General features: G+C 41.3%; 17 protein-coding genes, 1 pseudogene and 1 CRISPR repeat array (1 of these 19 cut by a window edge). Of the genes and pseudogenes, 4 read left to right on the forward strand and 14 right to left on the reverse strand.

Annotation, left to right across the window (positions count from 1 at the left end; all coding sequences use genetic code 11):
- Positions 1–346 precede the first annotated feature (346 nt).
- Both P0108_RS04780 and P0108_RS04785 read left to right on the forward strand, forming a co-directional pair.
- The gene (locus tag P0108_RS04780; protein WP_116440493.1) at positions 347–679 is read left to right on the forward strand and encodes a type II toxin-antitoxin system RelB/DinJ family antitoxin; all 333 of its coding nucleotides are present in this window, start codon (positions 347–349) and stop codon (positions 677–679) included.
- A pseudogene (locus P0108_RS04785) lies at positions 676–956 on the forward strand (type II toxin-antitoxin system YafQ family toxin). The gene P0108_RS04780 and the pseudogene P0108_RS04785 overlap by 4 nt, the downstream one beginning before the upstream one ends.
- Positions 957–1,095: 139 nt before the next feature.
- On the opposite strand, the gene P0108_RS04790 reads toward P0108_RS04785, so the two are convergent.
- Positions 1,096–4,194, reverse strand: coding sequence for a BspA family leucine-rich repeat surface protein (locus P0108_RS04790; protein ID WP_473730808.1), 3,099 nt, complete (start codon positions 4,192–4,194; stop codon positions 1,096–1,098).
- Between P0108_RS04790 and P0108_RS04795 the strand changes: the two genes are divergently transcribed.
- The gene (locus P0108_RS04795; protein WP_410310331.1) at positions 4,193–4,444 is read left to right on the forward strand and encodes a hypothetical protein; all 252 of its coding nucleotides are present in this window, start codon (positions 4,193–4,195) and stop codon (positions 4,442–4,444) included. The genes P0108_RS04790 and P0108_RS04795 overlap by 2 nt on opposite strands.
- Here P0108_RS04795 and P0108_RS04800 read toward each other — a convergent pair.
- The 13 genes from P0108_RS04800 to map all read right to left on the reverse strand — a co-directional run bounded on the left by P0108_RS04800 (position 4,425) and on the right by map (position 19,257).
- A complete protein-coding gene (locus tag P0108_RS04800; RefSeq protein ID WP_473730809.1) occupies positions 4,425–4,814 on the reverse strand; it encodes a hypothetical protein in 390 nt (129 codons plus the stop codon). The genes P0108_RS04795 and P0108_RS04800 overlap by 20 nt on opposite strands.
- Before the next feature lie 183 nt (positions 4,815–4,997).
- Positions 4,998–5,765, reverse strand: a complete 768-nt coding sequence (locus P0108_RS04805) for a type III pantothenate kinase (RefSeq protein WP_012914375.1) — start codon at positions 5,763–5,765, stop codon at positions 4,998–5,000.
- A gap of 182 nt (positions 5,766–5,947) precedes the next feature.
- On the reverse strand, positions 5,948–7,390 hold the full coding sequence (locus P0108_RS04810) for an ABC transporter substrate-binding protein (RefSeq protein WP_102155703.1): 1,443 nt from the start codon (positions 7,388–7,390) through the stop codon (positions 5,948–5,950).
- A gap of 34 nt (positions 7,391–7,424) precedes the next feature.
- Complete coding sequence (gene glmS, locus P0108_RS04815; RefSeq protein ID WP_102155700.1) at positions 7,425–9,332, reverse strand: glutamine--fructose-6-phosphate transaminase (isomerizing); 1,908 nt, start codon at positions 9,330–9,332, stop codon at positions 7,425–7,427.
- A 95-nt stretch (positions 9,333–9,427) separates the two neighbouring features.
- Positions 9,428–10,216, reverse strand: a complete 789-nt coding sequence (locus tag P0108_RS04820) for an amino acid ABC transporter ATP-binding protein (protein WP_102155697.1) — start codon at positions 10,214–10,216, stop codon at positions 9,428–9,430.
- Positions 10,217–10,300: 84 nt separating this feature from the next.
- Complete coding sequence (locus P0108_RS04825; RefSeq protein ID WP_102155694.1) at positions 10,301–11,302, reverse strand: amino acid ABC transporter permease; 1,002 nt, start codon at positions 11,300–11,302, stop codon at positions 10,301–10,303.
- Positions 11,303–11,446: 144 nt separating this feature from the next.
- On the reverse strand, positions 11,447–12,355 hold the full coding sequence (locus P0108_RS04830) for an ABC transporter substrate-binding protein (RefSeq protein ID WP_004108432.1): 909 nt from the start codon (positions 12,353–12,355) through the stop codon (positions 11,447–11,449).
- 277 nt (positions 12,356–12,632) lie between these two features.
- Positions 12,633–13,130: an SsrA-binding protein SmpB gene (smpB, locus tag P0108_RS04835; RefSeq protein ID WP_004107461.1), complete on the reverse strand. Its 498-nt coding sequence runs from the start codon at positions 13,128–13,130 to the stop codon at positions 12,633–12,635.
- Positions 13,131–13,263: 133 nt separating this feature from the next.
- Complete coding sequence (locus P0108_RS04840) at positions 13,264–14,670, reverse strand: CHAP domain-containing protein (RefSeq protein ID WP_012914380.1); 1,407 nt, start codon at positions 14,668–14,670, stop codon at positions 13,264–13,266.
- Positions 14,671–14,816: 146 nt separating this feature from the next.
- Positions 14,817–15,740, reverse strand: a complete 924-nt coding sequence (gene ftsX / locus P0108_RS04845) for a permease-like cell division protein FtsX (RefSeq protein WP_076002972.1) — start codon at positions 15,738–15,740, stop codon at positions 14,817–14,819.
- On the reverse strand, positions 15,740–17,203 hold the full coding sequence (gene ftsE, locus P0108_RS04850; protein ID WP_102155689.1) for a cell division ATP-binding protein FtsE: 1,464 nt from the start codon (positions 17,201–17,203) through the stop codon (positions 15,740–15,742). Before ftsE ends, ftsX begins: the two co-directional genes overlap by 1 nt.
- Before the next feature lie 63 nt (positions 17,204–17,266).
- Positions 17,267–18,403 (reverse strand): peptide chain release factor 2, encoded by a 1,137-nt coding sequence (gene prfB / locus P0108_RS04855; RefSeq protein WP_174182816.1) that lies wholly within the window; start codon positions 18,401–18,403, stop codon positions 17,267–17,269.
- A gap of 80 nt (positions 18,404–18,483) precedes the next feature.
- The gene (map, locus tag P0108_RS04860) at positions 18,484–19,257 is read right to left on the reverse strand and encodes a type I methionyl aminopeptidase (protein WP_102155685.1); all 774 of its coding nucleotides are present in this window, start codon (positions 19,255–19,257) and stop codon (positions 18,484–18,486) included.
- Positions 19,258–19,359: 102 nt separating this feature from the next.
- On the opposite strand from map, the gene P0108_RS04865 reads away from it, so the two are divergent.
- Entirely contained in the window at positions 19,360–21,489 is a 2,130-nt protein-coding gene (locus tag P0108_RS04865) for a M13 family metallopeptidase (RefSeq protein ID WP_102155683.1), read from the forward strand.
- Positions 21,490–22,329: 840 nt separating this feature from the next.
- Positions 22,330–22,806: a CRISPR direct-repeat array (repeat unit 36 nt; unit sequence GTTGAAAATTAGCTTCTACCATTCTTGATATAATTG); it runs 456 nt beyond the window's last position.

Below are 22,806 nucleotides of genomic sequence, written 5' to 3' on the forward strand. Positions count from 1 at the left end.
CGCATACTGCGCTAGTAACTAAAAATTGGCATTATACGTTACTCACGCAGAACGCAATCTGCAATAGCAACAAAGTTTTTAACGCGGACGTCAAAAACTTTGAATTTTATGTAATTTGCACAGTAAACGTATACATGCACGACAAACGTAATGCAATCGTAATACAGTGTAAAACGTTTATATAATATTGTATAACAGTGCAACACATTATAGAATGTAATAAAAGTTGATATATGAATATAAAAGAGCTAAAAAAACAAATCAAAATTAAACAAAATTAACGAGTCAAGAAAACTAACGCGCTTATAGAAGCAAAAATTATAAGTATAAAATCAAGGAGCATATTATGGCAATCAGCGCAACTACAACAGCAACAGCAACCCCAGCAGCAGCAAAAACCGCAGCGAAAACCGCAAGCATCAACGTGCGCGTCACCAAGGATGTTAAAGCGCAGGCAGAAGAATTATTCGCAAGCTTCGGCATAACTCTTAGCGAAGCAATAAACATGTTCTTGCACAAGTCACTTATGGTAGAAGGACTCCCCTTCGACTTAAAACAGCCAAAATACAATAAAGAAACAATCGCCGCGTTTAAGGAATACGACTACATGAAAGCACATCCAGAAGAGTACAAGCGCTACGACAATGTCACCGAAGCATTGGAGGACGCACTAAAATGAGTCTAAAAGTCGTATTATTAAATTCATTCAAAAGAGATCTTAAGCGAATCAAAAAACGAGGATACGATATAAGCCTCTTAGATAGCGTCGTGCGAATGATTGCGTCGCAAGAGAAACTTGCTGAAAGATACTGTGACCACGCACTTACAGGCAACTATTTGGGATTCCGCAATGCCATGTAAAACCAAATTGGCTTCTTATATATCGCATAGATAACGATGATGTGGTACTTGTGCTTTCTCGCACGGGAACACACTCAGACGTATTCAACGAGTAGCACTGCGAGCTGCTAAGCGTTGAAATCACAGTGTGCTTTCAACGCAAGCGAGGTCTGCCTTAGTCTCAATTGACGAAGGCAGAACAGATTTGTGTGGTAGTTCATTGGGAATTCGGTTGTGTTTTGCGTGCGCTGCGATTTAGCGCTGTTTAGTGTGCTTGCCGAAGGTGGAATCGTCACTTCGGAACCGAGCAAAGAAGCCGGTTGCTGCACTTACAGCAGGTTTAAGCATAGAACCACTTACAACAGAATGCGCGAAGCAGTGCTTAAAGCCAGACGCAATATCGAGCGCGCCGCCGCCAAAAGCCTTCGCAAACCCAGTCAAAGCAGTTCCAGAGAGCACAGACGCAACCCATCCATGACGACCAAATGCCCCAGCAACTGCGAACATTGAGAACAGTCCAATAGACAAGAACGTGAACATAATAGCCGACTGGCCGCCGGTATGAGGCAAAGGCACTGGCTGAACAAAGGTCTCCAAATAGTACATTGTAGTGAAGAACACTAAAGGCGACTTTTGATTATCAGACGCAGCAACATCTGCACCTTCGCTAAGTTCTGTCCAGTCGCAGTTAGTTCCTGTTCTGGCTGGCTTCTTAAACCAAATCTTATAAGTACTGCCCTGTTCCTCGGTACCTTCAGGTTCTCCGCTTTCTTCATCACTGCCATCACTTACAGATCGCGATTCTCTTGCGGATCGCGATTTCCCTACACGCGATTTCAACTTTGCACTACGCGAGCCAGAATCAGGTTCCTCACCACCTGATTCCTCTCCACCAGGTTCATCTCCACCTGGTTCCTCAGTACTAGTAACTTTGCCCGATTGAGAATCTATAGCGTACCGCAACTTTGAAGCGAAACTATTTTTTACAATTCTGTACGCATAATCCTGCGATTTTTCATCCTGTTTCTTCTCTAAATTACTCGAATTATACAGTGCAGGAACATAGTAAGTATAAGTAGTGCCACCCGAATCTCTATTGCAATCACATGTCATATTGTCATTTTTTATATCTCCAGGCTCCATTAGCTTGGCTTTAACAGGAATGTAGTATGCAATCTTTTTAAGATCATCATCGTTTGAAATTGTATCTAAAATCGTAATATTATTAGTTACGACTATATTATTGCTGTGACCATTCTCATCGAGGGAGAATATTTCGCCATCAGCAAAATGACTTTTGATAGGATCATCCTCAGGATTATTCTCAAAACCACTAGACTGCAAGTTATTCGCAATCAGCGTGCCTTTAAAACCACTGAACATACTATCAACAGAAAAGTAACGCTGCTTCCCTTCGTCATCCGTGTATACAGGTGTATCCGATTTTGTAAAAGCCTTATCGCTGAAATCTAATATAAGACTGTCGCCGCTTTCTGCTCCTGCATTGGAAAACATTGAACTAAGATTCGTAACTTTTGAAATATTCCACTTGCTTAAATCTGCAGCGCCAGTAAGTTTTTTGCAATATGCAAACATGCTAGACATGTCCTCAACATTGCTAACATTCCACTTACTCAATCCACTTATATCAGTCAGCTTATCAAAATCAGAACCGCTAATCTCATGGCTGAACATGCCGCTCATGTTCTTAACACTGCCAACATTCCACTTTTCTAGACTTTTAAGGTTACTCAAGTTAGTACAATCTCTGAACATGCTACTCATGTCCGTGACACTGCGAACATTCCAATCACTTAATGCACTTATATCAGCCAATCCTTTTATACCAATAGGATTAGGATCATCTCCGGAACCGTAGATATCCGTAGCGCAACCACTGAACATGCTGCTCATGTTCTTAACATTACTAACATTCCACTTTTCTAGACCTTTAAGGTCACTCAAGCTATTACAACCGCTGAACATGCTACTCATGTCCGTGACACTGCTCTTATCATTCAACCACTTACTCAAAGACTCAAGACTAGTTAAACCATTACAACCGATGAACATGCTGTTCATGTTCTTAACACTGCCAACATCCCAACCACTCAAAGGTTCAAGACCAGTAAGACTGCCGCAATTGTTAAACATGTCATGCATGTCAGTAACACTGCCAACATTCCAACCGCTCAAAGGTTGAAGATCAGAAAGAAAACTGCAGTTATAGAACATTCTATACGTGCTAGTTAATTTGCTTGTACTGCTCTTACCGCTTGTATTCCAATTAGATAATCCACTGATACTATCGAGGCTAGAGCATCCTGCAAACATGTCATCCATTTTTTTAACATTACTAACATTCCAATTTTCTAGGCCCTCAGTATTTTTAATCTTGTCGCACAGCGCAAACATTGCCATCATATATTCAACGTTCTTTACAGTCCACTTTTTCAAAAATCCAAGCGAACTAATACCCTTGCAGTATTCGAACATACCAATCATTGCCACAACGCTTTTCGTATCCCAACCTTCCAAACCAGTAAAATCTGTTATGCTGGCGCAACCCTCAAACATTCTGTTCATGTTCATAACATTGCTAACATTCCACTTACTTAAAGGTTTAACCGAATCAATCGCCATCTCACCTGCATACCCGTCTACTGGATTCAAAGCATCATGTTGATTTTGGTTCTTAATAATAGACGCGAACATTCCAGACATACTTCTAACCTTGCTCACATCCCAATCTTCCAACCCTTTAAGCGATTTCAAGCTCATGCACCCCTCGAACATGTTGCTCATGTCCGTAACATTGCTAACATTTCTAGCCGCGCTATCCTTGCTAGCCTCCCTAGCCCAACCGCTCAAACCACTAATATCATCTAAAAACGTGCACCCCTCGAACATGCTCTTCATGTTCGCAACACTGCCAACATTCCAATTAGCCAAACCGCTAATATCTTCTAAACCAGTGCACCCCTCAAACATGCTTTGCATATTCGTAACCTTGCTCACATCCCAACCGCTCAAAAAACTAAAATCAGTTAATGAGGAATCCTTAAATAGATAGGACATATCTGTAACATAACTTATATCGAAATTGTTTATGCTATCAATGTTACTAATATTTTTCCCTGAAAAAAGACCCACACCATTCTTTGACAAATGCCCGTACGCATATACTCTGCCTCTGTAAAAACCAAGCGATCCTTCTGTAGGAGAAAGTTTTTTTATTCCATTTATAATTTCACCAAACTCATCACCGTGATGATCAGCACTAACGGCACACTTGTCTGCTCCGGATGGAGGCTCGATTGAAAGAGTCTCGATTGTTTCACCTGAAGTTACCATGGCATTAGCCACGCAAGCAGGAAGCTTTTTAACTTCTTCTAGGCTTAATTTCTCACCATCACCAGCGCTGCGATCTTTGCCCTTAGCTTTGTTAGCGTCTTTGCTATCTTTTTTAGAAGCTTTGTCAGCATTTTTGTCAGATTTACCAGATTTTACAGCATCTTTACTGGCATCTTTGCCAGCACCTTTTCCAGCAATTTTACTGGCATCTTTGCCAGCATTGCTGTTATCTACAACCCCCCCCCATTAGATTCATTACCAGCTGCCCCATTAGCTGCCCCATCATTTCTCTTACCTTCTTTTTTATCTACCTCTTTAGCCTTCTTATCTCCTTTATCCCCTTTATCTCCTTTAGCAGTCTCCCCTTTAGCTCCTTCTTTTTTACCCGCTTCCCCATTAGCTGCACTGTTACCAGATCCTCCTTTAGCTCCACCTTCACCCGACTTATTTTGACCCCTATTATTCTCAACAACAGCAGACAAGACAGCAGAAAACAATGGATTCTTCGTTACGTTGGCATAAGCCATCGCTGGCAATACGGTTACACTTACAATCATAGAGACTACGCATGAAACGGCACCAATTGTCGAAAGAATACGATGTTTCCTACTACTCATCATCAAACTTCCTCTCAAATGTGAACGAATCCACAGCCAGCGCATAAACAGTATGCAAAAAAATACATACCCAAGACGGTTCACCGGCGAACGCAATCTTTACACACAACCATCCACCATTATACGCCTAAACCCGAAAGAATAATATAACAAATTTATATAACAACCTATTGCACCAAAGTCGCACTACCGCAGGTTGCGCTTATAAATTTCAGCCATACCTTTGAAAATAAGATCCGGATCGTAATAGTCAATCGATTGCACGTCATTTTCAAAAAGCCTACCCAAGCCACCAGTAGCAACTACCTTAAATGGCTCGTCTATTTCAGTTTTAAACTGTGCAATTGTACGCTCAATTCCACCCAAGAAGCTGTAATATAATCCAGCTTGCATTGCGAGTTTAGTAGATTTTGCAAGAACAGACTGCGGTCTAGCTATTTCCACTTCTGGAAGCTGAGCCGTGTTATCCCAAAGTGCCGCAGCTGCAGTACGAATACCTGTGCAAATAAGTCCGCAAGTAATAGCACCACTTTTATCTATATAGTTGTAAGTTGTTGCCGTACCAAAATCAATAACTAGTACAGATCCTCCATACTCACTAAACGCACCAACGCAATCAGCTAAACAATCCGCGCCAAGAGTTCTTGGCTCATCAATACGAATATTCATACCGGTTTTAACACCAGGGCCTACAATCATAGGATCAATATGAAGAAATTTGATAATACTAGCGCGGAATGAATGCATAACTTTCGGCACAACAGAAGCAACGATAACATCTTCAACATCATTTATTGTAAATCCGCTTAAATGCAAAAATTGCGCAATCATAATGCCATACTCGTCTGATGTATGATTAGACTTTGTTGTCATACGATAAGTGCCAACAATTCGGTTATTTTCCAAAAAACCCAGCACAATATTCGTATTACCAATGTCTACTGCTAATAACATGTGTGTCTACTTCCTATATTGGCATTTACGGATTAATTAAGTTAATCTGCAATCACGCGAGCACGTATTGTATGTGTATGTATACTATCCTATTGTATTTATACTACTTTTGCTAATAATCTTACATTTATACAAAATTAAGCTGCTTTTATGAAATCACTTAATTGTAATAAGTTACGAAATTATCTAACTACAAATCCTTGATTGTAACCATATTCTTGAAGATCTTTTTCCCACAATAAAAGACCATCTTTTAAAGAAATACGTTTACCAGGATCATCTGGAAGCCACAATTTACTTCCATCATCTTGAGTAACACCAGCATCAATCATGGCTTGCACGTTTAATCTAGCTAAAGATTTAACACTCCAGTCATATGCTTGACCCATAGTTGCTCTAAAATCACTTCGCGAGTACACTTCAAAAGGTAAATACCTGTATCCCGTATCCACGCGATTAGCGGCATCTGCAAATACACGATTAAACTTCTGACCGCCAAAATAAGGTATATCAATGCCTCGTGAATCACGAATAGTAGCTCTATCTAAAAATGACTTATCTCTAAGCGTAACAACATCTGCAGGAAACGCTCCACCATTGACACGAGTACGAATTCCATGCATATCATGGCATACAAAATTCACAAATCGCATTGCTGCTTCAGGCTTACGACTCGATTTAAGCACAGATAACGAAGAACCGCCCATTTCTGCATTACGCTTTTCTCCGCGCATAGTTGGCACATTCGTTACCTTCCACAATCCTGCAGTTCCAGGCACATTTTCCAGAAGCAAAGACGGCATCCAGGCTCCTGAGAAAACAGAAGCAATCTTGCCAGCTCCAACACCGTTCTTCCAGCGTTGACTCCAAGTTCTAGTTCTAATGTCAATCAATCCTTCATCAATCATTGATTGCCAGAACTTTGTAAACTCTTCAGTACCCTTATCTTTGCTCAATCTAACAGTAACTGTTTTCCCATCATGAGAAGTCATAAACGGGTGTCCACCTGCAAGCCAAATCATAGCGTTATAAAAACTTGCGTCACCTGAGTCTGCTGCAATATACACACCGATATCTTTAAGCTTACGAGCAGCGTGACGGTAATCTTCCCAAGTGTGTATTTTTGTGGCATCTACACCAGCCTGCTTAAACACGTCATCATTATAAAACCAAGCCATTGGGCCAGAATCCATTGGCAAACCGTAAACACGTCCACCAAGTTGCACAGAAGACCATGTTCCAGGAGTATAGAAAGTGCGAGTATTTTTCACACGATCAGTAATATCTAAAAGCTGTCCACTTACAGCATATTGCGGAAGAGCAAAATATTCTAATTGAACAATATCTGGCATACCATAGCCATCTTGAATAGCGCTATTAAGATTGCTATATCCGCTAGTATCTTTTACAGTTACATGAACATCCGGATTATGTAGTTCAAATTCTTCAGCAAGTCGCTTCATGCTTGGTTCCCAAGACCAAACACTAATTTGAGTTCTAGAATCTTTAGTTCCGCATCCGCAAGAAAATAGCAAAGAAAAAACACAAAGCATCGACAGAAGCAAGCGCGAAAAATGATTGCGTTGTTGCAAAATTCTTGCAAATGCAGACATAAGATTTGCCATCCGTTACTTTATGTTACTCAACGTTGTTATGCGATTACTCAACAGTTACAGACTTTGCAAGATTACGAGGCTTATCAACATCATAACCTTTTAACTTTGCCATATCCATTGCAAATAATTGCAATGCAACTACATCTACAAGAGGACTTAGCAAAGTCGCACATTTAGGACGCCAGAACACAATATCGGCATAGCGAGAAGCATCCGGATCACCCTCTTCGGCAACAGCTATAGTGAAAGCTCCGCGCGCTTTAACTTCTTCAATTCCAGAAATAACTTTCGCATGAAGCACATCACGACCGCGAGAAGATGGCACAATCACAACTACCGGCTCACCTTCATCTACAAGCGCAATAGGACCGTGCTTAAGCTCACCTGCAGCAAAACCTTCAGTAAAGGTATACGCAATTTCCTTAAGCTTCAACGCACCTTCTAGTGCAACAGGATAGCCAACATGTCGACCTAAGAAAAGGAAAGATTTAGCTTCCAGAGTATGCTCAGCAGCTTTCATAATTGGTTCAGATTGTGTATCAAGTACATGCTGAATTTTATCCGGCATCTCTTTTAATTGCGCAACGATTTGCTGAATTTCGTCGCGATACATAGTGCCTTTTACTTGCGCCAAAAACAGACCAAGCATATAGGCTGCAACTATTTGCGCAACAAAAGCTTTAGTAGATGCAACTGCTATTTCTGGACCTGCATGCGTGTAAAGAACTGCATCAGATTCGCGCGGAATGCTAGAACCTTGCGTATTGCAAATTGCAAGAACTCTACTACCTTGCTCGCGCGCATGGCGCAAAGCCATAAGCGTGTCCATTGTTTCGCCAGATTGCGAAATAGCAACAACCAGTGTGCGATGAGTCAAAATAGGATCGCGATATCTGAACTCATGCGCTAATTCAACTTCTACAGGCACACGAACCCAATGCTCGATAGCATATTTTGCAACCAATCCGGCATAACTTGCAGTTCCGCAAGCAACAACAATAATTTTATCTATTGAACGCAAAACATCTTGGCTAATATGCACTTCATCTAGCACAATATTTCCTTGCGCATCAAAGCGACCTCGCAAAGTGTCAGCGACAGCATGCGGATCCTCATGAATTTCCTTATCCATAAAGGAATCCCAACCGCCTTTTTCTACTGCAGAAGCATCCCAATCAACCGTAAAACAAGTAGGATTTTCAACAATATTATTGTCAAAATCAGTTAGAAGCAAAGATGCTTTGCCGCTGCCATCTACATCTCCAATGCACACAGCTTGATCTTGACCAACTTCCAAGACTCGATCCGTATAAGCAACAAAAGCTGCAACGTCAGAGCCAAGGAAATACTCACCGTCTCCAAGACCTACAACCAACGGCGAATCGTGACGAACGGCAGCCACAATACCTGGCTGACGAACGTCAACAGCAAGTAATGTGAAAGCTCCTTTTAACATTTTTGCAGTACGACGAAGAGCTGTGAATAAATCCGGCTTACCAGTTTCGTTTACAATATCATTCGCAATTTTGCCAAGTAATTTTGCAGCAACTTCAGTATCTGTTTGAGAAGAAAATTCGTATCCTTCTTCGTGAAGTTGCTCTTTTAATACAACAGCATTTTCAATAATGCCATTATGAATAAGCGCGATTTTGCCATCTGCACTAGTATGAGGATGCGCATTAATGTCACAAGGAGCACCATTAGTAGCCCAACGAGTATGACCAATAGCTGCACTCGCTTCAGGCATAGGATTTGCATCAATATCGTTGCGAAGAACAGATAAACGACCAGCTTTCTTTCGCACAGTCGCACATTTCATCCCAGGAGCAACTAAAGCTACGCCCGAAGAGTCATATCCGCGATATTCTAGACGCTCTAACCCACCTAAACAAACTTCTAAAGGTTTTGCACAAACTTTTCCAAAACCTGCGTATCCTACAATGCCACACATAATCTTCTATTGTACGTTATGCGAGCGAGCGCACGCCAGAGAAGCACACAAAAACTATGCAAAACTACATAAATAAGATACGTTTCTTACGTAAATTACAATACGTGATTTAGGAAATCTTTAAAACGATCAGTTTGCGGACTAGTAATAATATCTGCACTACCCTGCTCAACTATGACACCGCCATCCATAAACACAACCTGATCTGCAACCTCACGCGCAAAACCAATTTCGTGAGTTACTACAATCATAGTCATGCCATCTTTAGCAAGATTTCGCATAACGGTTAACACCTCACCTACAAGCTCTGGATCTAACGCGGATGTTGGCTCGTCAAATAGCATAATTTCCGGTTTCATAGCAAGAGCGCGAGCAATTGCAACGCGCTGCTGCTGACCGCCTGAAAGTTCTGCAGGATAATGGTTCATACGCTCATCCATGCCAACTCGCTTTAGTTCTTCAATAGCTAAATCGCGCGCTTCTTGAGCTTTCATATGCATAACATGAACAGGAGCTTCCATAACGTTCTCTAAAGCCGTCATATGAGGGAATAAATTAAAACGCTGGAATACCATGCCAAGCTTCGCACGCTGTTGAGCAATTTCTTTGTCGTTAAGAGCCTGCAGGCACTTCTCACCTTTATGCATTACTTGCTTTACACCGATGCGCTCGCCATAAATACTTATACTTCCTGCAGTCAAAGTTTCTAATTGATTAATTAAACGCAATAACGTCGATTTTCCAGAACCGGACGGACCCAAAATAACTGTTACGCTACCTGGGTTCACCGTCATATTAATACCGTTAAGTACATGCAATTGACCGAAAGATTTTTGCACATCGCTAATAGCAACCGCAGGAAGATTAGATTTTGCTTCTACCATTTATTCACATCCAATTTGTTTGTTTCATGCAAAATTTAAAGTTTGCAAAGAAAAATATTAAAATTTAAGCTATTATGCGCTTATTTAAGCATTAAATCCGAGCATAGCAGCATCATTTCGTCCTTTAACATTTTTCCGTTTAGCATCTAATGATTGATCGCCGCGCTGATCAGAATCAGTATTAAGTTGAGCATGTTTTACAATATCTCTTGCTTCAAAGCCTTTAGCAAAATGCTTCTCGAGCATGTATTGCAAAACCATCAAAATGGAAGTAATAATCAAATACCAAATACTCGCAACAAGAAGAAGCGGAATTGGTTTATAGATACGGTTAGCAATAGCATTTGTAGCAAATTGCAATTCAAGAGTAAACGGAACTGCAAGAACTAACGAAGTCGTTTTTAGCATACCGATTGTTTCGTTACCAAGCGGAGGAACAATAATACGCATTGCTTGAGGAAGAATTACACGCCTCATAGTTAAAGCTCTACCCATTCCAAGAGCCTTAGCAGCTTCAACTTGTCCACTATCAACGGCTTCCAATCCTGCTCGAACAATTTCCGACAAATAAGCGGATTCATTCAAAGACAAACCAACTACAGCAGCAGTAAGAGAAGTCATAATTACATTAGAATCAATAGACCAAAATTCTACAGAAGTAAAAGGAATGCCAATACTAATTCTCGGCACAAGCACTGCAAACATGCCCCAAAATACAAGCTGCGTATAAACAGGCGTACCACGGAAAAACCAAATAAAGAACCAACTTACGCCACGAAGCACAGGATTAACTGACTTGCGCATCATCGCTAAGCCTACAGCAAACACGATTGAAATTACCATAGCAATTAGCGTAAGAAGTAACGTCCAGCCAATACCAGAAAGCACGTTATCGCTTATTAAATATATTCCGACTACTTGCCATTCAAAACGAGGGTTAGTAATAATACTGTAAAGAAGCGAACATGCTATTACAGCTACAATGACTCCGGCAATAATAGGTCCTGGCTTTTTTACTGGCAAAATACGTTCAGAGTTAGTTACTCCGGACTTGCTCTTAGCAGAGTTACCAATTAAAGAATTCAAAATATGCTCCAATAAGTACGTTTATACAAAAACAGCAAAGTAAAGAAACAATCTGAGCCGAGAATTCAATCACGACTCAGATTAACAATATCATTTTAGATAATTATTCAATTATTTGATAGCTAAAGTTTCATAGCTAAAGTTTTATAGTTTTGGATTAACTACAGACTTTTCAATAGCAACATCTTCAACGCCCCACTTCTTCAAGATATCCTTGTAGACGCCGGATTTCATAAGCTTATCAATGCCAGCTTTTACAGCCTTCAGCATCGCTGCATCACCCTTTTTAACAGCCGCTCCCATTGGTTCAGAATCCTTGCTGTTTTCCAAAATTTCAAGCTTTCCAGGATTCTTAATTGAAGCGTAACCTGCAACAGGAGTATCTGCATACATAACATCAGCGCGACCGGAAAGAAGTGCGGTAGTTGCGTCAGTTTGCTCCTTGAAGCTCATGATTTCAAGAGGCTTATTTCCTTTAGCTGCGCACTGTTTCTTTGCTTCTTCCATAATAGGTTCGCCAACAGTTCCAGTTTCCAAAGTTACTTTCTTGCCACAAAGGTTCTTTGGATCTACTTTAGTAGGATTTCCCTTACGCACTTCAAAAGACAAACCTGCGTTTGCATAAGTAATAAAGTCTACAGACTTCATACGTTCAGCATTTACTGTAAAACCAGAAATACCAACATTATATTTGCTTCCTATTGCTGGAATAATTGAGTCAAACTGAGCATGCATAATTTTTGCTTTTAAGCCCATGACCTTTGCAAGGGCCTTCGAAAAATCAATTTCGTAACCTACAGGAGTTTTACCGTCTGCAGCAAAGAATTCTGCAGGGGCATAACTTACGTTTACACCAACAGTTAACTCTCCTGTTTTTGCAACTGGTGCTGGTACCAAGGCTGCAACAGCATCATCCTTTTGCACATGACTTACATCATAGCTACGAGCAACATCAGGGTCTGCTTCTTTAGAATCAGCAGGTCCACATGCAGCAATACTGCCAATCATTACTAAAGATGCAACAATAGCAACAGGCTTCATAGATTTAAACATAGTTCTTCTCCTCATGTATGTACTAAGAATCTATAATTTGCATTAATGTGTATAACTATACACGATAACCCTACAAATTCAACAGCCTTTTATACGATTATTGAATATACAAAGATACTCATGCGGTACATCTGCACAATAATTATGCTTTTCATAAACAAAAACTGCATATTATTCGCAATAATGTATAATATGTGCGTGTCGCATTACCTCACTTTTTATCACGTGCGAAGCAAGCAAGTGTTTCACAAACGCATAAAAAAAGAAGCGTCAACTCTTAATCAATACTACGAGAACGCAGATTACGGTAACGCATTTCACGCAAAGCCTCTCGCTTATCTTGCTCCTCACGCAAAGCCTGACGCTTATCAAATTCCTTTTTACCGCGCGCTAAAGCAATTTCTACTTTTACGTAGCTTCCCTTAAAATACAAACGCAAAGGCACAACAGTGTAGCCTTTCGCCTCAGTTTGCCTAGAAAGCTTAGCAATCTCAGCAGCATGAAGCAGAAGCTTACGCTTGCGCTTAGGAGCATGATTATTCCATGTGCCGTTTAAATATTCAGGAATATTTGCTCCTTCAAGCCACATTTCACCACGACGATCAATATTCACAAATGATTCAGCTAAAGAAGCACGCCCTTCGCGAAGTGACTTAACTTCAGTACCAGTAAGAGCAAGACCTGCTTCATAACAATCTTCAATTACATAATCATGATGCGCTTTACGGTTTTGTGCCACAGTAACAGTGCCATCTTGCGCAGGCTTATTTGCCATAATTCCCCTCCAGTACACATCACGCACAAAAGAAACTTGCCATAAGATACTACTATCTTATGGCAAGAACAATAAGTCGTAAACTTACAAAGTTTTCAATTTCAACAAATTGAAAACTTTGAAGTGCTTATATTTAATAATGCACATACTCGTAATCGCCTGGATTATAAATAGTTTCATAAGCAGGGAATGTCGAAAAACCAGTTCCACCTTCAGAAATAAGAACTGATCCATCAGCATTCACACGTTCCACAACCGCAACATGTCCATATTGCCAATCAGCATTCCAGTTGCCGACGCGTTGACCGCGAGCAAACACCATAACAGCACCAACATGTGGAATTCTATTAACTAAATATCCAAACCTACGACCAGTATTCGCCCACTCAGCACCATTACCCATGTAGGAGCCAACTGGCAGACCAAGTTGCGAACGACGCAAATAAGCCCATAACGTGCATTGACGAGCAGGATAAGCAGAACCACCAACAGTGTTTCCAGTATTATGCCCGTAGCAGAACTTAGAACCTTCTGCGCAATTTCCAGGAACAGTATAATTCATACCATTAGCAGCACCATTAGAAAGTTGCATCGGAGGAAGGTAAACATTCTTTCCAGAGCTTCCATTCAATTGCTGGCGATTACCAGCATTCGGATCAGCTTTAGCGAATGACTTATTAGCAAGAGCACGCGCTTGAGCATCGATGGCCGATTTCATTGCTATAATTTCTGCAGCCTCACGCGCAGACTGAGAAGTCAAACTACTCTTTTGACCTTCCAGCTGCTTACGAATCTCTTCACCATGATCTCGCAAACTTTGCAAGGACTTTTTGCGATCATTGGCGGCTTTCGCAGCGATTTGAGCACTTTGCGCTTGAACATCCGCCTGCTGCTTTAACTTGGTTATTTCTGCTTCAATAGCAGCCAAACGCTGACGACGATTCATAGAAGTATTCAACTTAATAGCAGCATCATTAGCAGCATTTGCTTCACTTCTAGCAACAGCAGCCTCGGATTGTAACTTTCCAACAAACTGTTCTGTAGTAGTTGATTTAGTCACAATATCCATAACATTAGATGCCTGAGAACCATGGAAACTCTTACGAGCAAGCTGTGCTACAGCAGCCTTAGCATCATCAAAATCTTCACCAGTTTTTTTAATTTTCTCTTCCAAATCACGCTTATCTTTTTGTGCAGACTCTAGACGCTGCTGCGTTGATTCTACAAGACTGCGCGCCTGAGAAGCTTGCTCTTCTGCTTGTTGAGCAGCTCGTATTTGATTTGGAATTTTATGCTCATTTAAATCATTCAATTCAATGATCTTATTTGCAAGTTGTTTACTTACACCAGCAAGTTGGTGCTTCAAATTCTCGTTTCGTTGTATTTTGCGCCTATATTCCTTCATGTTGACAGCACTTGCTGTAGACGCATTAAATAATGCACCAGCAACACCAGCAAACATCATTGAAATAGCAACTATTAAACTCACTACAGTGTGAGTGCGTCGAATTGCATACATGCTATGTCGATCTTCGCTCATATCACTTCCCTTTCAACATCACTATTGCGAATTATACCGTAATGCAAGGAATCACGCGAGTTTCTACTTCAAATCTTCTAAAATATTACTTTCACAATGCTCATGCGAAAATAACGCAAATAATTACGCACCTATTATTTTGCATTTTAAGCTTTTAAGTATCGCCTCAAAGCAATAGCAGAAGCAACTATAGATAACACTACTGCACCAGCTACAAGTATTGGAACGCATAGCCACACAGTTGTTTGAGTAACAAATGGCATCCAACGCACATTCTGCGCAAGCCAATCAGTTACAAAAACTTTAACTACTAAACTTAGCGCAGCACCAGCAAGTAAAGAACCCACAAACGACGCGAACGCTCCTTCAAGAAGAAACGGCATACGAATAGTCCAGTTAGAGGCACCAACTAAGCGCATAATTTCGGTTTCTTGACGACGGCTAGCAGCAGACATTCGAATCGTAGTGCCAGTAAGCATAATCGCTACAACAACCATAACTGCTGCAAGCACAATTGTCACAACAGTAGCGCGATTAAGCACACTGAAAACAGGATCAAAAATCTGACGCTGATCAACAACTTCTTCCACACCATCGCGTCCAGAAAGAACTTCTGAGACAACCTGATATTTCATAGGATTAGTAAGCTTCAAGCGCAACGAATCTTGCATGTCTGCCGCAGTTAAAGTACGTCCTTGATACATTCCGTTAGGATATTGCTTTAAGAATGTGTTTTTATAAAATTCATTGCGGCTAACATAAGTGATATTTGAAACATCATCGCCTAATTCTTGGTGAATAATATGCTCCAATTTTACAATTTCGGCATTAGTAGGTGCTTTTCCAGAAGCACAAGAAGGAGATTGGCTAGTTCCATCTGGGCACAGCCAGGCAACCACTTCTACTTTGTCATACCAGTCGCCTTTTGCCTTGGTAATCTGCGCTTGCATAAGCACTGAAACACCAATAAAAAGGAAAGAGATGAACGTTACAAGCATAACCGAAAGAATCATCGAAACATTACGACGCAAACTAATGCAAGTTTCGGAAAAAATAAATCGTAAACGCATTACTCTGCTCCTTCAGTTTTATTAATGTCATTATTGCTATCGTCAACACTAATGTTCTCATTATTAGTATTTTCAGCTGCAACAGGTGGCTTAGGCGGAGCTGGAGGCATAGGAGGAAGCTGAGATTTACGCTCAGATTCAGCATCGGATTGCAACTTACTTTCTGCTTCTGACTGCAACTCATCGCCGGTTTCGGATTGTGATTCTTCGCTCACTTCAGAGTTTTCAGTAGATTCAGTAGATTCATTAGTTTCAGCAGTTTCGTGAGATTCGTGAGATTCATTAGTTTCTGCAGTTTCGTGATTATCAGTAGTCTCAGTAGTCTCAGTAGTATTAGCAGTTTCTGCAGTTTCAGAATTTCCGGCAACTTCAGAGGATTCTTTATTATCTTCCGAAATCTCAACTTCTGAATCATTCTCTTCAACATCTTCATTATCGTTTGAAGAAATCAATCCTCGTCCCCAAGTCATCGTTGTTTCCAAAGACTGGAACACTTCGCCGTAACGACCAGTTCTGCCAGAATGAACAGACTGAGCCAAACGTGCGATTCCTTCATTTTCTGAAGTGTCACTCTTCAACGATTGCGTTACCATGTCAACAACTTCACGCGCCTGAGCAGCACGTTGAGCTTTTTTAGAAAGCCTCTTATGACGTTCAGTATGCTCAGATTGAGCAATTGACTTTTGAGCACCACGATCTGATTGATCTTGAGAATTTTCAACAGTTTGTTGTGCTTTAGAATTATGCTCAACTTCACTATCTGGGAAATACAATGCAGAATCATATGATCCTTCACGCTCATCACGCACAATTTTGCCAGCATGAAGCTCCACAACTCGCTTACGCATTGAGTTCACAATTTCCTCATTATGCGTAGCCATAACAACCGTTGTGCCAGTTCGGTTAATAGCATCCAAAACTTCCATAATTCCAAGAGAAGTAGTTGGATCCAAATTACCAGTAGGCTCATCTGCAAGAATAATTTGAGGGTGATTAACATATGCGCGAGCAATTGCAACTCGCTGCGCCTCACCACCAGAAAGCTCATGTGGGTAATTATTTTCTTTACCAGTCAAACCAACGGTTTCAAGAACACGAGGAACAAGCGAACGAATAGTCGCTCTACTTGTACCAATCACTTCCAAAGCAAAAGCAACATTTTGATAAACTGTTTTATTATTAAGCAGCTTATAATCTTGGAAAATAAAGCCAAGAGATCTACGATACTGCGGCACTTGTCGGTTAGAAAGTCTGCGCAAATCGTTACCGGCTACGTGAATTTCCCCACCATTTGCTTCTTCTTCGCGAAGCAGCAAACTAAGCAATGTGGTTTTGCCAGAACCTGAAGCGCCAACAAGAAACACAAAATCTCCGCGATCTACATGCAAAGACACATCGTCTAATGCGGGACGTGTACCTCGAGGATATATTTTTGACACATGATCTAATGAAATCAGCGACATTGTTTCAATTCCTTCCGAAGATTATGTGTAATTGTTGGTTTTTAGTTCTAGCTTTAGTTTTATTTAAGATTCTGCTTCAGCTTCTTTTTGAGCTGCAACTCGCTGCTCGTGACGCCAACGAATGCCAGCTTCAATAAAACCGTCAATATCGCCGTCAAAAACAGCTTGAGTTTGTGAAGTTTCGTAACCAGTGCGCAAATCCTTCACCATCTGATAAGGGTGAAGCACATAAGAGCGCATTTGATCTCCCCAACTTGCCTTAATATCTCCAGCAAGTTCCTTCTTTTTTGCAGCTTCCTCAGCATGCTTAAGCACAAGCAAACGCGATTGCAAAACTGCCATTGCAGCAGCACGGTTCTGGATCTGGCTTCGCTCATCTTGCATAGAAACAACCAAGCCGGTTGGCAAATGCGTAATGCGAACAGCAGAATACGTAGTGTTTACGCCCTGACCGCCAGGCCCTGAAGCTTGGAAAGTATCCACGCGAATGTCGGAATCTGGAATATCAATATGATCCGTAGCTTCAACCAAAGGAATCACTTCCACTGCACTAAAGCCGGTTTGACGACGTCCTTGATTGTCAAATGGCGAAATACGAACCATTCTGTGCGTGCCACCTTCTACAGAAAGGCGACCATACGCGTACGGTGCATCCACTTGGAAAGTAGCAGATTTAATACCAGCCTCTTCTGCATAAGACGTGTCCATCATCTTAGTTTTATAGCCGTTACGCTCCGCCCAACGCAAGTACATACGAAGAAGCATTTGTGCAAAATCAGCAGCATCCACGCCGCCAGCTCCAGAACGAATCGTAACAACCGCAGAACGAGCATCATACTCGCCGTCAAGAAGAGTCTGAACTTCCATATCGTCCAACTCGTGAGCAATAGAGCCAAGCTCTTCCTGAGCCTCACTCATAGAATCAGCATCGCCTTCTTCTTGGCCAAGCTCAATTAAAGTCTTAGTATCCTCAATGCGCTGATCTACAGCTTGCAAACGCTTCAACTGAGACTGAGCTGCAGAAAGCTTACTCGTAACCTGCTGAGCATGCTCAGAATCATCCCAAAGCCCAGGCTCTGCAGCCTGCTTTTCTAAATCAGCAATCGTAACTTTCAACGAATCAACGTCTAAAGCCTTCACAATCGAAGCATACTTTGATTCAACATCGCGTAGCGCCTGTGCAAAATCAAATTCCGCCATTTACTTAAAGTACCTCTTTACATACCTGTTTTACGCAATTACTACTCGCAAAATACTTACAAAATCAACTATTGATAAGTTTAGCGCACGGTCAAAATCTCAGGACCGTTTTCCGTAATTGCAATCGTGTGCTCGCTGTGAGCACCGCGAGAACCATCAGCAGAGCGAAGAGTCCAACCATCCTTAGGATCCTGGTAAATTTCGTCAGTAGTCTTTAAGAACCATGGCTCAATTGCAATAACTAAACCTGGGCGAAGCTTGTAGCCGCGGTGAGCAGTGCCATCGTTAGGAACGTGCGGATCGCCATGCATAATATGACCGACTCCGTGACCGCCAAACTCAAGATTTACGCTGTAGCCGTACTCGTGAGCAACGCAACCAACAGCTGCAGAAATATCGCCAAGACGGTTGCCAGGCTGAGCCATGTTAATGCCAGCCTCCAGGGCTTCCTCAGTGCACTTAATCAAGCGCAAATCCTCAGGATCTGCATGCTTTCCAACAACGAAACTAATAGCGGAATCTCCAACCCAGCCGTCTACGTTAATTGCCAAATCAAGAGTCAACAAATCGCCGTCTTTAAGGTTATAATCAAAAGGAACTCCGTGAAGAACAGCATCGTTTACAGACGTGCAAATATAATGCGCAAAAGGACCTGTACCAAAATCAGGAGCGTAATCAACATAGCAAGAAGACGCACCTTTGCGGCTCATAATTCTCTGACGAACGAAATCATCAATCTCAAGAAGATTCGTGCCAACTTTGGTCATTGCTTTCAAGTCTTTAAGAATACTACCGACAAAGCGACCTGCAGGCTTCATCGCTTCAATTTCAGATGGAGTTTTAAGTTCAATCATGCTTTAAGACTAACGCGCAGGCACGAAAATAGCACAAAATATGGCGAAAATATTGCGAAAATACTAGCTAATAGTGTCGCTTAATACTTGTAAGCTAAATTCATGCTTAATAACAATGAAAATAATAAAGAATCACAGAAGGAAATTTCTGCTGTAGATTTTGACCCAGCCTCCTTCTCGTCGGTTATTCGTCCACAAGACGACTTGTTCCGTTACATAAACGGTCCTTGGATTGACACTTACACTCTTCCAGACGACCGCCCAATGTACGGTGCTTTCCACAAGCTTGCAGAAGATGCAGAAAAGCAAATTCGAGATATTTTAGAAAGCGAAGATTGCCCAGCTAAAAAGTCGCAAACTTTATACCGTAATTATTTGGATACTGCATCTATTGAAAAAGCTGGAATTACGCCAATTAAAAGCGATTTAGACGCTGTTGATGCGGCAGAAAATAAGGAAGATTTGGTTCGCACTATTGGCGCGCTTAACCCATACGGCGGGCCTGATGCAATGTTCTATTTTGGCGTTTACGGAGATCCTAAAGATCCTAAGACGAATATTATGCATATTGAGCAGTCGGGATTGGGTCTGCCAGACGAAGCATACTATCGCGAAGATAATTATGCTCCAATCCGTACTGAATACGTAAAAATGGTAGCTTCTTTGCTGCGATTGGCAGGTTACGGAGATAGCGCTACTACCCAAGCGCAAGCCGAGCGTTTTTTGAATGTTGAAACGCAGATTGCAAGCAAGCATTGGGATAACGTAGCAACTCGCGATTCTCAAAAAACTTATAATCCTTGCAATTATGCAGATTTGGCAAAAAAGCTTGAAGCACTTAATCTCGATGCCTTCTTAGATGCTGCGCAAAAATCGTACGACACTTGCGAAGAAGCAAAGCATCAGCCAATCAATCTTCGTGAAGCTTTTAACAAAGTTGTAGTTCACGAGCCAAGCTTTATGGAAGGTTTGAATAAGATTTGGCAAGAAGCCGACTTAGAAGATTTAAAGCTTTGGGCGCGCGTGCACGTGATTTTGCGCTGGGCAAGCTTACTTAGTGAAGATTTTGCACAAGCACGATTCGACTTCTACGGCAAAGTGCTTTCTGGTGCCACAAAGCAGCGCGACCGTTGGAAGCGAGCAGTTGGAGTTGTTGACGATGCCTGCGGCGAGGAAGTTGGACGCGAATACGTGCGATTGCATTTCCCTGAGTCTTCTAAGGAATATATGCAAGGCTTAGTTGACAATCTTATTAACGCTTACCGCGAGTCGATTTCTCACAGCAGCTGGCTTGGTGAGGAAACTAAAGCGAAGGCTTTGGAAAAGATTAGTAAATTTGAGCCAAATATTGGTTACACAAACCATTGGGTTGACTACTCTGCGCTAAATATTAAGGAAGACGCTGACTTAGTTGATAATATGCGCGAAGTTTATCGATTTGGCTTTGGTAAAAATACTGCAAAAGCCGGAAATCCTGTGGATCGCGAAGAATGGCAGATGACTCCGCAAACTGTGAACGCTTACTACGATCCTCTGCTGAACGTAATCGTGTTCCCTGCTGCTATTTTGCAACCGCCATTCTTTAACCCAAGCGCTCCAGACGCAGCAAATTACGGCGCTATTGGTGCCGTGATTGGTCATGAAATCGGCCACGGTTTTGACGATCAGGGTTGCGAATACGACGGCGACGGCGTGCTTAACAATTGGTGGACTGAAGAAGACAAAGCTAACTTTGCTGAGCGCACTAAGAAGCTTATTGAACAATACAATGCTTTTACACCAACGCAGCTGATTGTTAAGTACTCTCACTTAAAGAGCAAAGAAGAGCGCAATGCGATGCCTCACGTAAACGGTGCTTTAACAATCGGCGAGAATATTGGCGATTTAAGCGGCGTGACTATTGCGCTTAAAGCATACGCTTTCGCTTTGCAAAAGAGTGAAGGGCATGAAATTGACGGAAGTGAAGATGCGATTCGCGAAACTTTGCTGAACGCTCCTGAAGTAGATGGTTTCACTGCTTTGCAGCGATTCTTCTTAAGCTACGCGTTAGTATGGCGTTCCAAGGCTCGTAATGAAATTGCGGAACAGCTGCTTCAAATCGACCCGCACTCCCCAGCCGAATGCCGCACTAACGGCATTGCTCGTAACGTAGACTTGTTCTACGATGCCTTCGACGTTAAAGAAGGCGACGAGATGTGGCTCGACCCTGCTGAGCGCGTACACATTTGGTAAGTTGCATAATGCAAATGATTGTCGCGCGCAGGTAACGCTTAAATAATTTTCTTACTATAAAGCAACATAATGGGAACGCTACATTAGTAACGTTCCCATTATGGATATATGGGGTTATATGCTAAAAGTGTGTAAAAAATAAGCTCATAACCCTTATTGCAGTAGGGCTCACAGTATATCGAATGTGGGTTATTTCTGATGAACAACGGCGTTCAAAGCATGTATTAACTGAATATAATAATAAATCGTCAAACTCTGTTACTAACGCAGTATACGTACTGCACTAGTAACGTATAACCCCGCTTATTCGTTATTAACGCAGATTACGTACTGCGCAAGTAACGATAAATCTCAATTATTCGTTATTAACGCAGTCTACTTACTGCACCAGTAACGCATGACCGTTGTTTTCTCAGCCTGCTGACTGAGTTAGTAACAGTGTTTGGGTGATTACCGTTACTTTCTCAGTTAGATAACTGAGTTAGTAACGGTGCTGAAGCTATGGTTTATGCACAGAATATTCATCAGCTTAGCTTTACACACTTTTGAGCCTATAATCCTACACATACATTCCTAGAAGACATTTTTTAGAAAACGCACACATACGTAAAGTGAAAATATTTTCAACTACGCTACCCACTAATTATATCAATATATTACTTTTTCAAATCTTTTAACAAAACTTAAAAAAAAATCACTTGTTTTCTATTTCTTAAAAATGATATATTAGAAATGCTAATTTTCAATAAGACTGGACTTGTTATCCAGTTTGATTGCTCAGCAGTTTTGATGCTTATCACTGCAGGGGAAGCTTCCCAGCTTCCCCGTTTTTATTTATTAGTTGAAAATTAGCTTCTACCATTCTTGATATAATTGAATATGATATGCACCAACGCGTCGAGTTGTTGAAAATTAGCTTCTACCATTCTTGATATAATTGCTTGCTATATTCCTAACACAATCTAAACGTTGAAAATTAGCTTCTACCATTCTTGATATAATTGCTTGCTATATTCCTAACACAATCTAAACGTTGAAAATTAGCTTCTACCATTCTTGATATAATTGCATCAGCATTACGCATGGTGTGTCCGATGTTGAAAATTAGCTTCTACCATTCTTGATATAATTGCGAGTGTCATGCGTTGACCGCAAAATGTTGTTGAAAATTAGCTTCTACCATTCTTGATATAATTGTCAGTGAGGCTCGTGAGATTTTCAAAGAGTTGAAAATTAGCTTCTACCATTCTTGATATAATTGCATACTTATCAGGCTTATTAGGCGCATTGTTGAAAATTAGCTTCTACCATTCTTGA

The organism is Gardnerella sp. c10Ua_244 (assembly GCF_055818055.1).

What these genes read in the sequence shown, in the direction of transcription:
- ftsX (WP_076002972.1), bottom strand. Translation starts at nt 15,740, where the DNA reads ATGCGTTTACGATTTATTTTTTCCGAAACTTGCATTAGTTTGCGTCGT.
- P0108_RS04790 (WP_473730808.1), bottom strand. Translation starts at nt 4,194, where the DNA reads ATGGTAACTTCAGGTGAAACAATCGAGACTCTTTCAATCGAGCCTCCA.
- glmS (WP_102155700.1), bottom strand. Translation starts at nt 9,332, where the DNA reads ATGTGTGGCATTGTAGGATACGCAGGTTTTGGAAAAGTTTGTGCAAAA.
- P0108_RS04780 (WP_116440493.1), top strand. Translation starts at nt 347, where the DNA reads ATGGCAATCAGCGCAACTACAACAGCAACAGCAACCCCAGCAGCAGCA.
- P0108_RS04805 (WP_012914375.1), bottom strand. Translation starts at nt 5,765, where the DNA reads ATGTTATTAGCAGTAGACATTGGTAATACGAATATTGTGCTGGGTTTT.
- smpB (WP_004107461.1), bottom strand. Translation starts at nt 13,130, where the DNA reads ATGGCAAATAAGCCTGCGCAAGATGGCACTGTTACTGTGGCACAAAAC.
- P0108_RS04795 (WP_410310331.1), top strand. Translation starts at nt 4,193, where the DNA reads ATGGCATTAGCCACGCAAGCAGGAAGCTTTTTAACTTCTTCTAGGCTT.
- P0108_RS04865 (WP_102155683.1), top strand. Translation starts at nt 19,360, where the DNA reads ATGCTTAATAACAATGAAAATAATAAAGAATCACAGAAGGAAATTTCT.
- P0108_RS04840 (WP_012914380.1), bottom strand. Translation starts at nt 14,670, where the DNA reads ATGAGCGAAGATCGACATAGCATGTATGCAATTCGACGCACTCACACT.
- map (WP_102155685.1), bottom strand. Translation starts at nt 19,257, where the DNA reads ATGATTGAACTTAAAACTCCATCTGAAATTGAAGCGATGAAGCCTGCA.
- P0108_RS04800 (WP_473730809.1), bottom strand. Translation starts at nt 4,814, where the DNA reads ATGATGAGTAGTAGGAAACATCGTATTCTTTCGACAATTGGTGCCGTT.
- P0108_RS04810 (WP_102155703.1), bottom strand. Translation starts at nt 7,390, where the DNA reads ATGGCAAATCTTATGTCTGCATTTGCAAGAATTTTGCAACAACGCAAT.
- prfB (WP_174182816.1), bottom strand. Translation starts at nt 18,403, where the DNA reads ATGGCGGAATTTGATTTTGCACAGGCGCTACGCGATGTTGAATCAAAG.
- ftsE (WP_102155689.1), bottom strand. Translation starts at nt 17,203, where the DNA reads ATGTCGCTGATTTCATTAGATCATGTGTCAAAAATATATCCTCGAGGT.
- P0108_RS04820 (WP_102155697.1), bottom strand. Translation starts at nt 10,216, where the DNA reads ATGGTAGAAGCAAAATCTAATCTTCCTGCGGTTGCTATTAGCGATGTG.
- P0108_RS04830 (WP_004108432.1), bottom strand. Translation starts at nt 12,355, where the DNA reads ATGTTTAAATCTATGAAGCCTGTTGCTATTGTTGCATCTTTAGTAATG.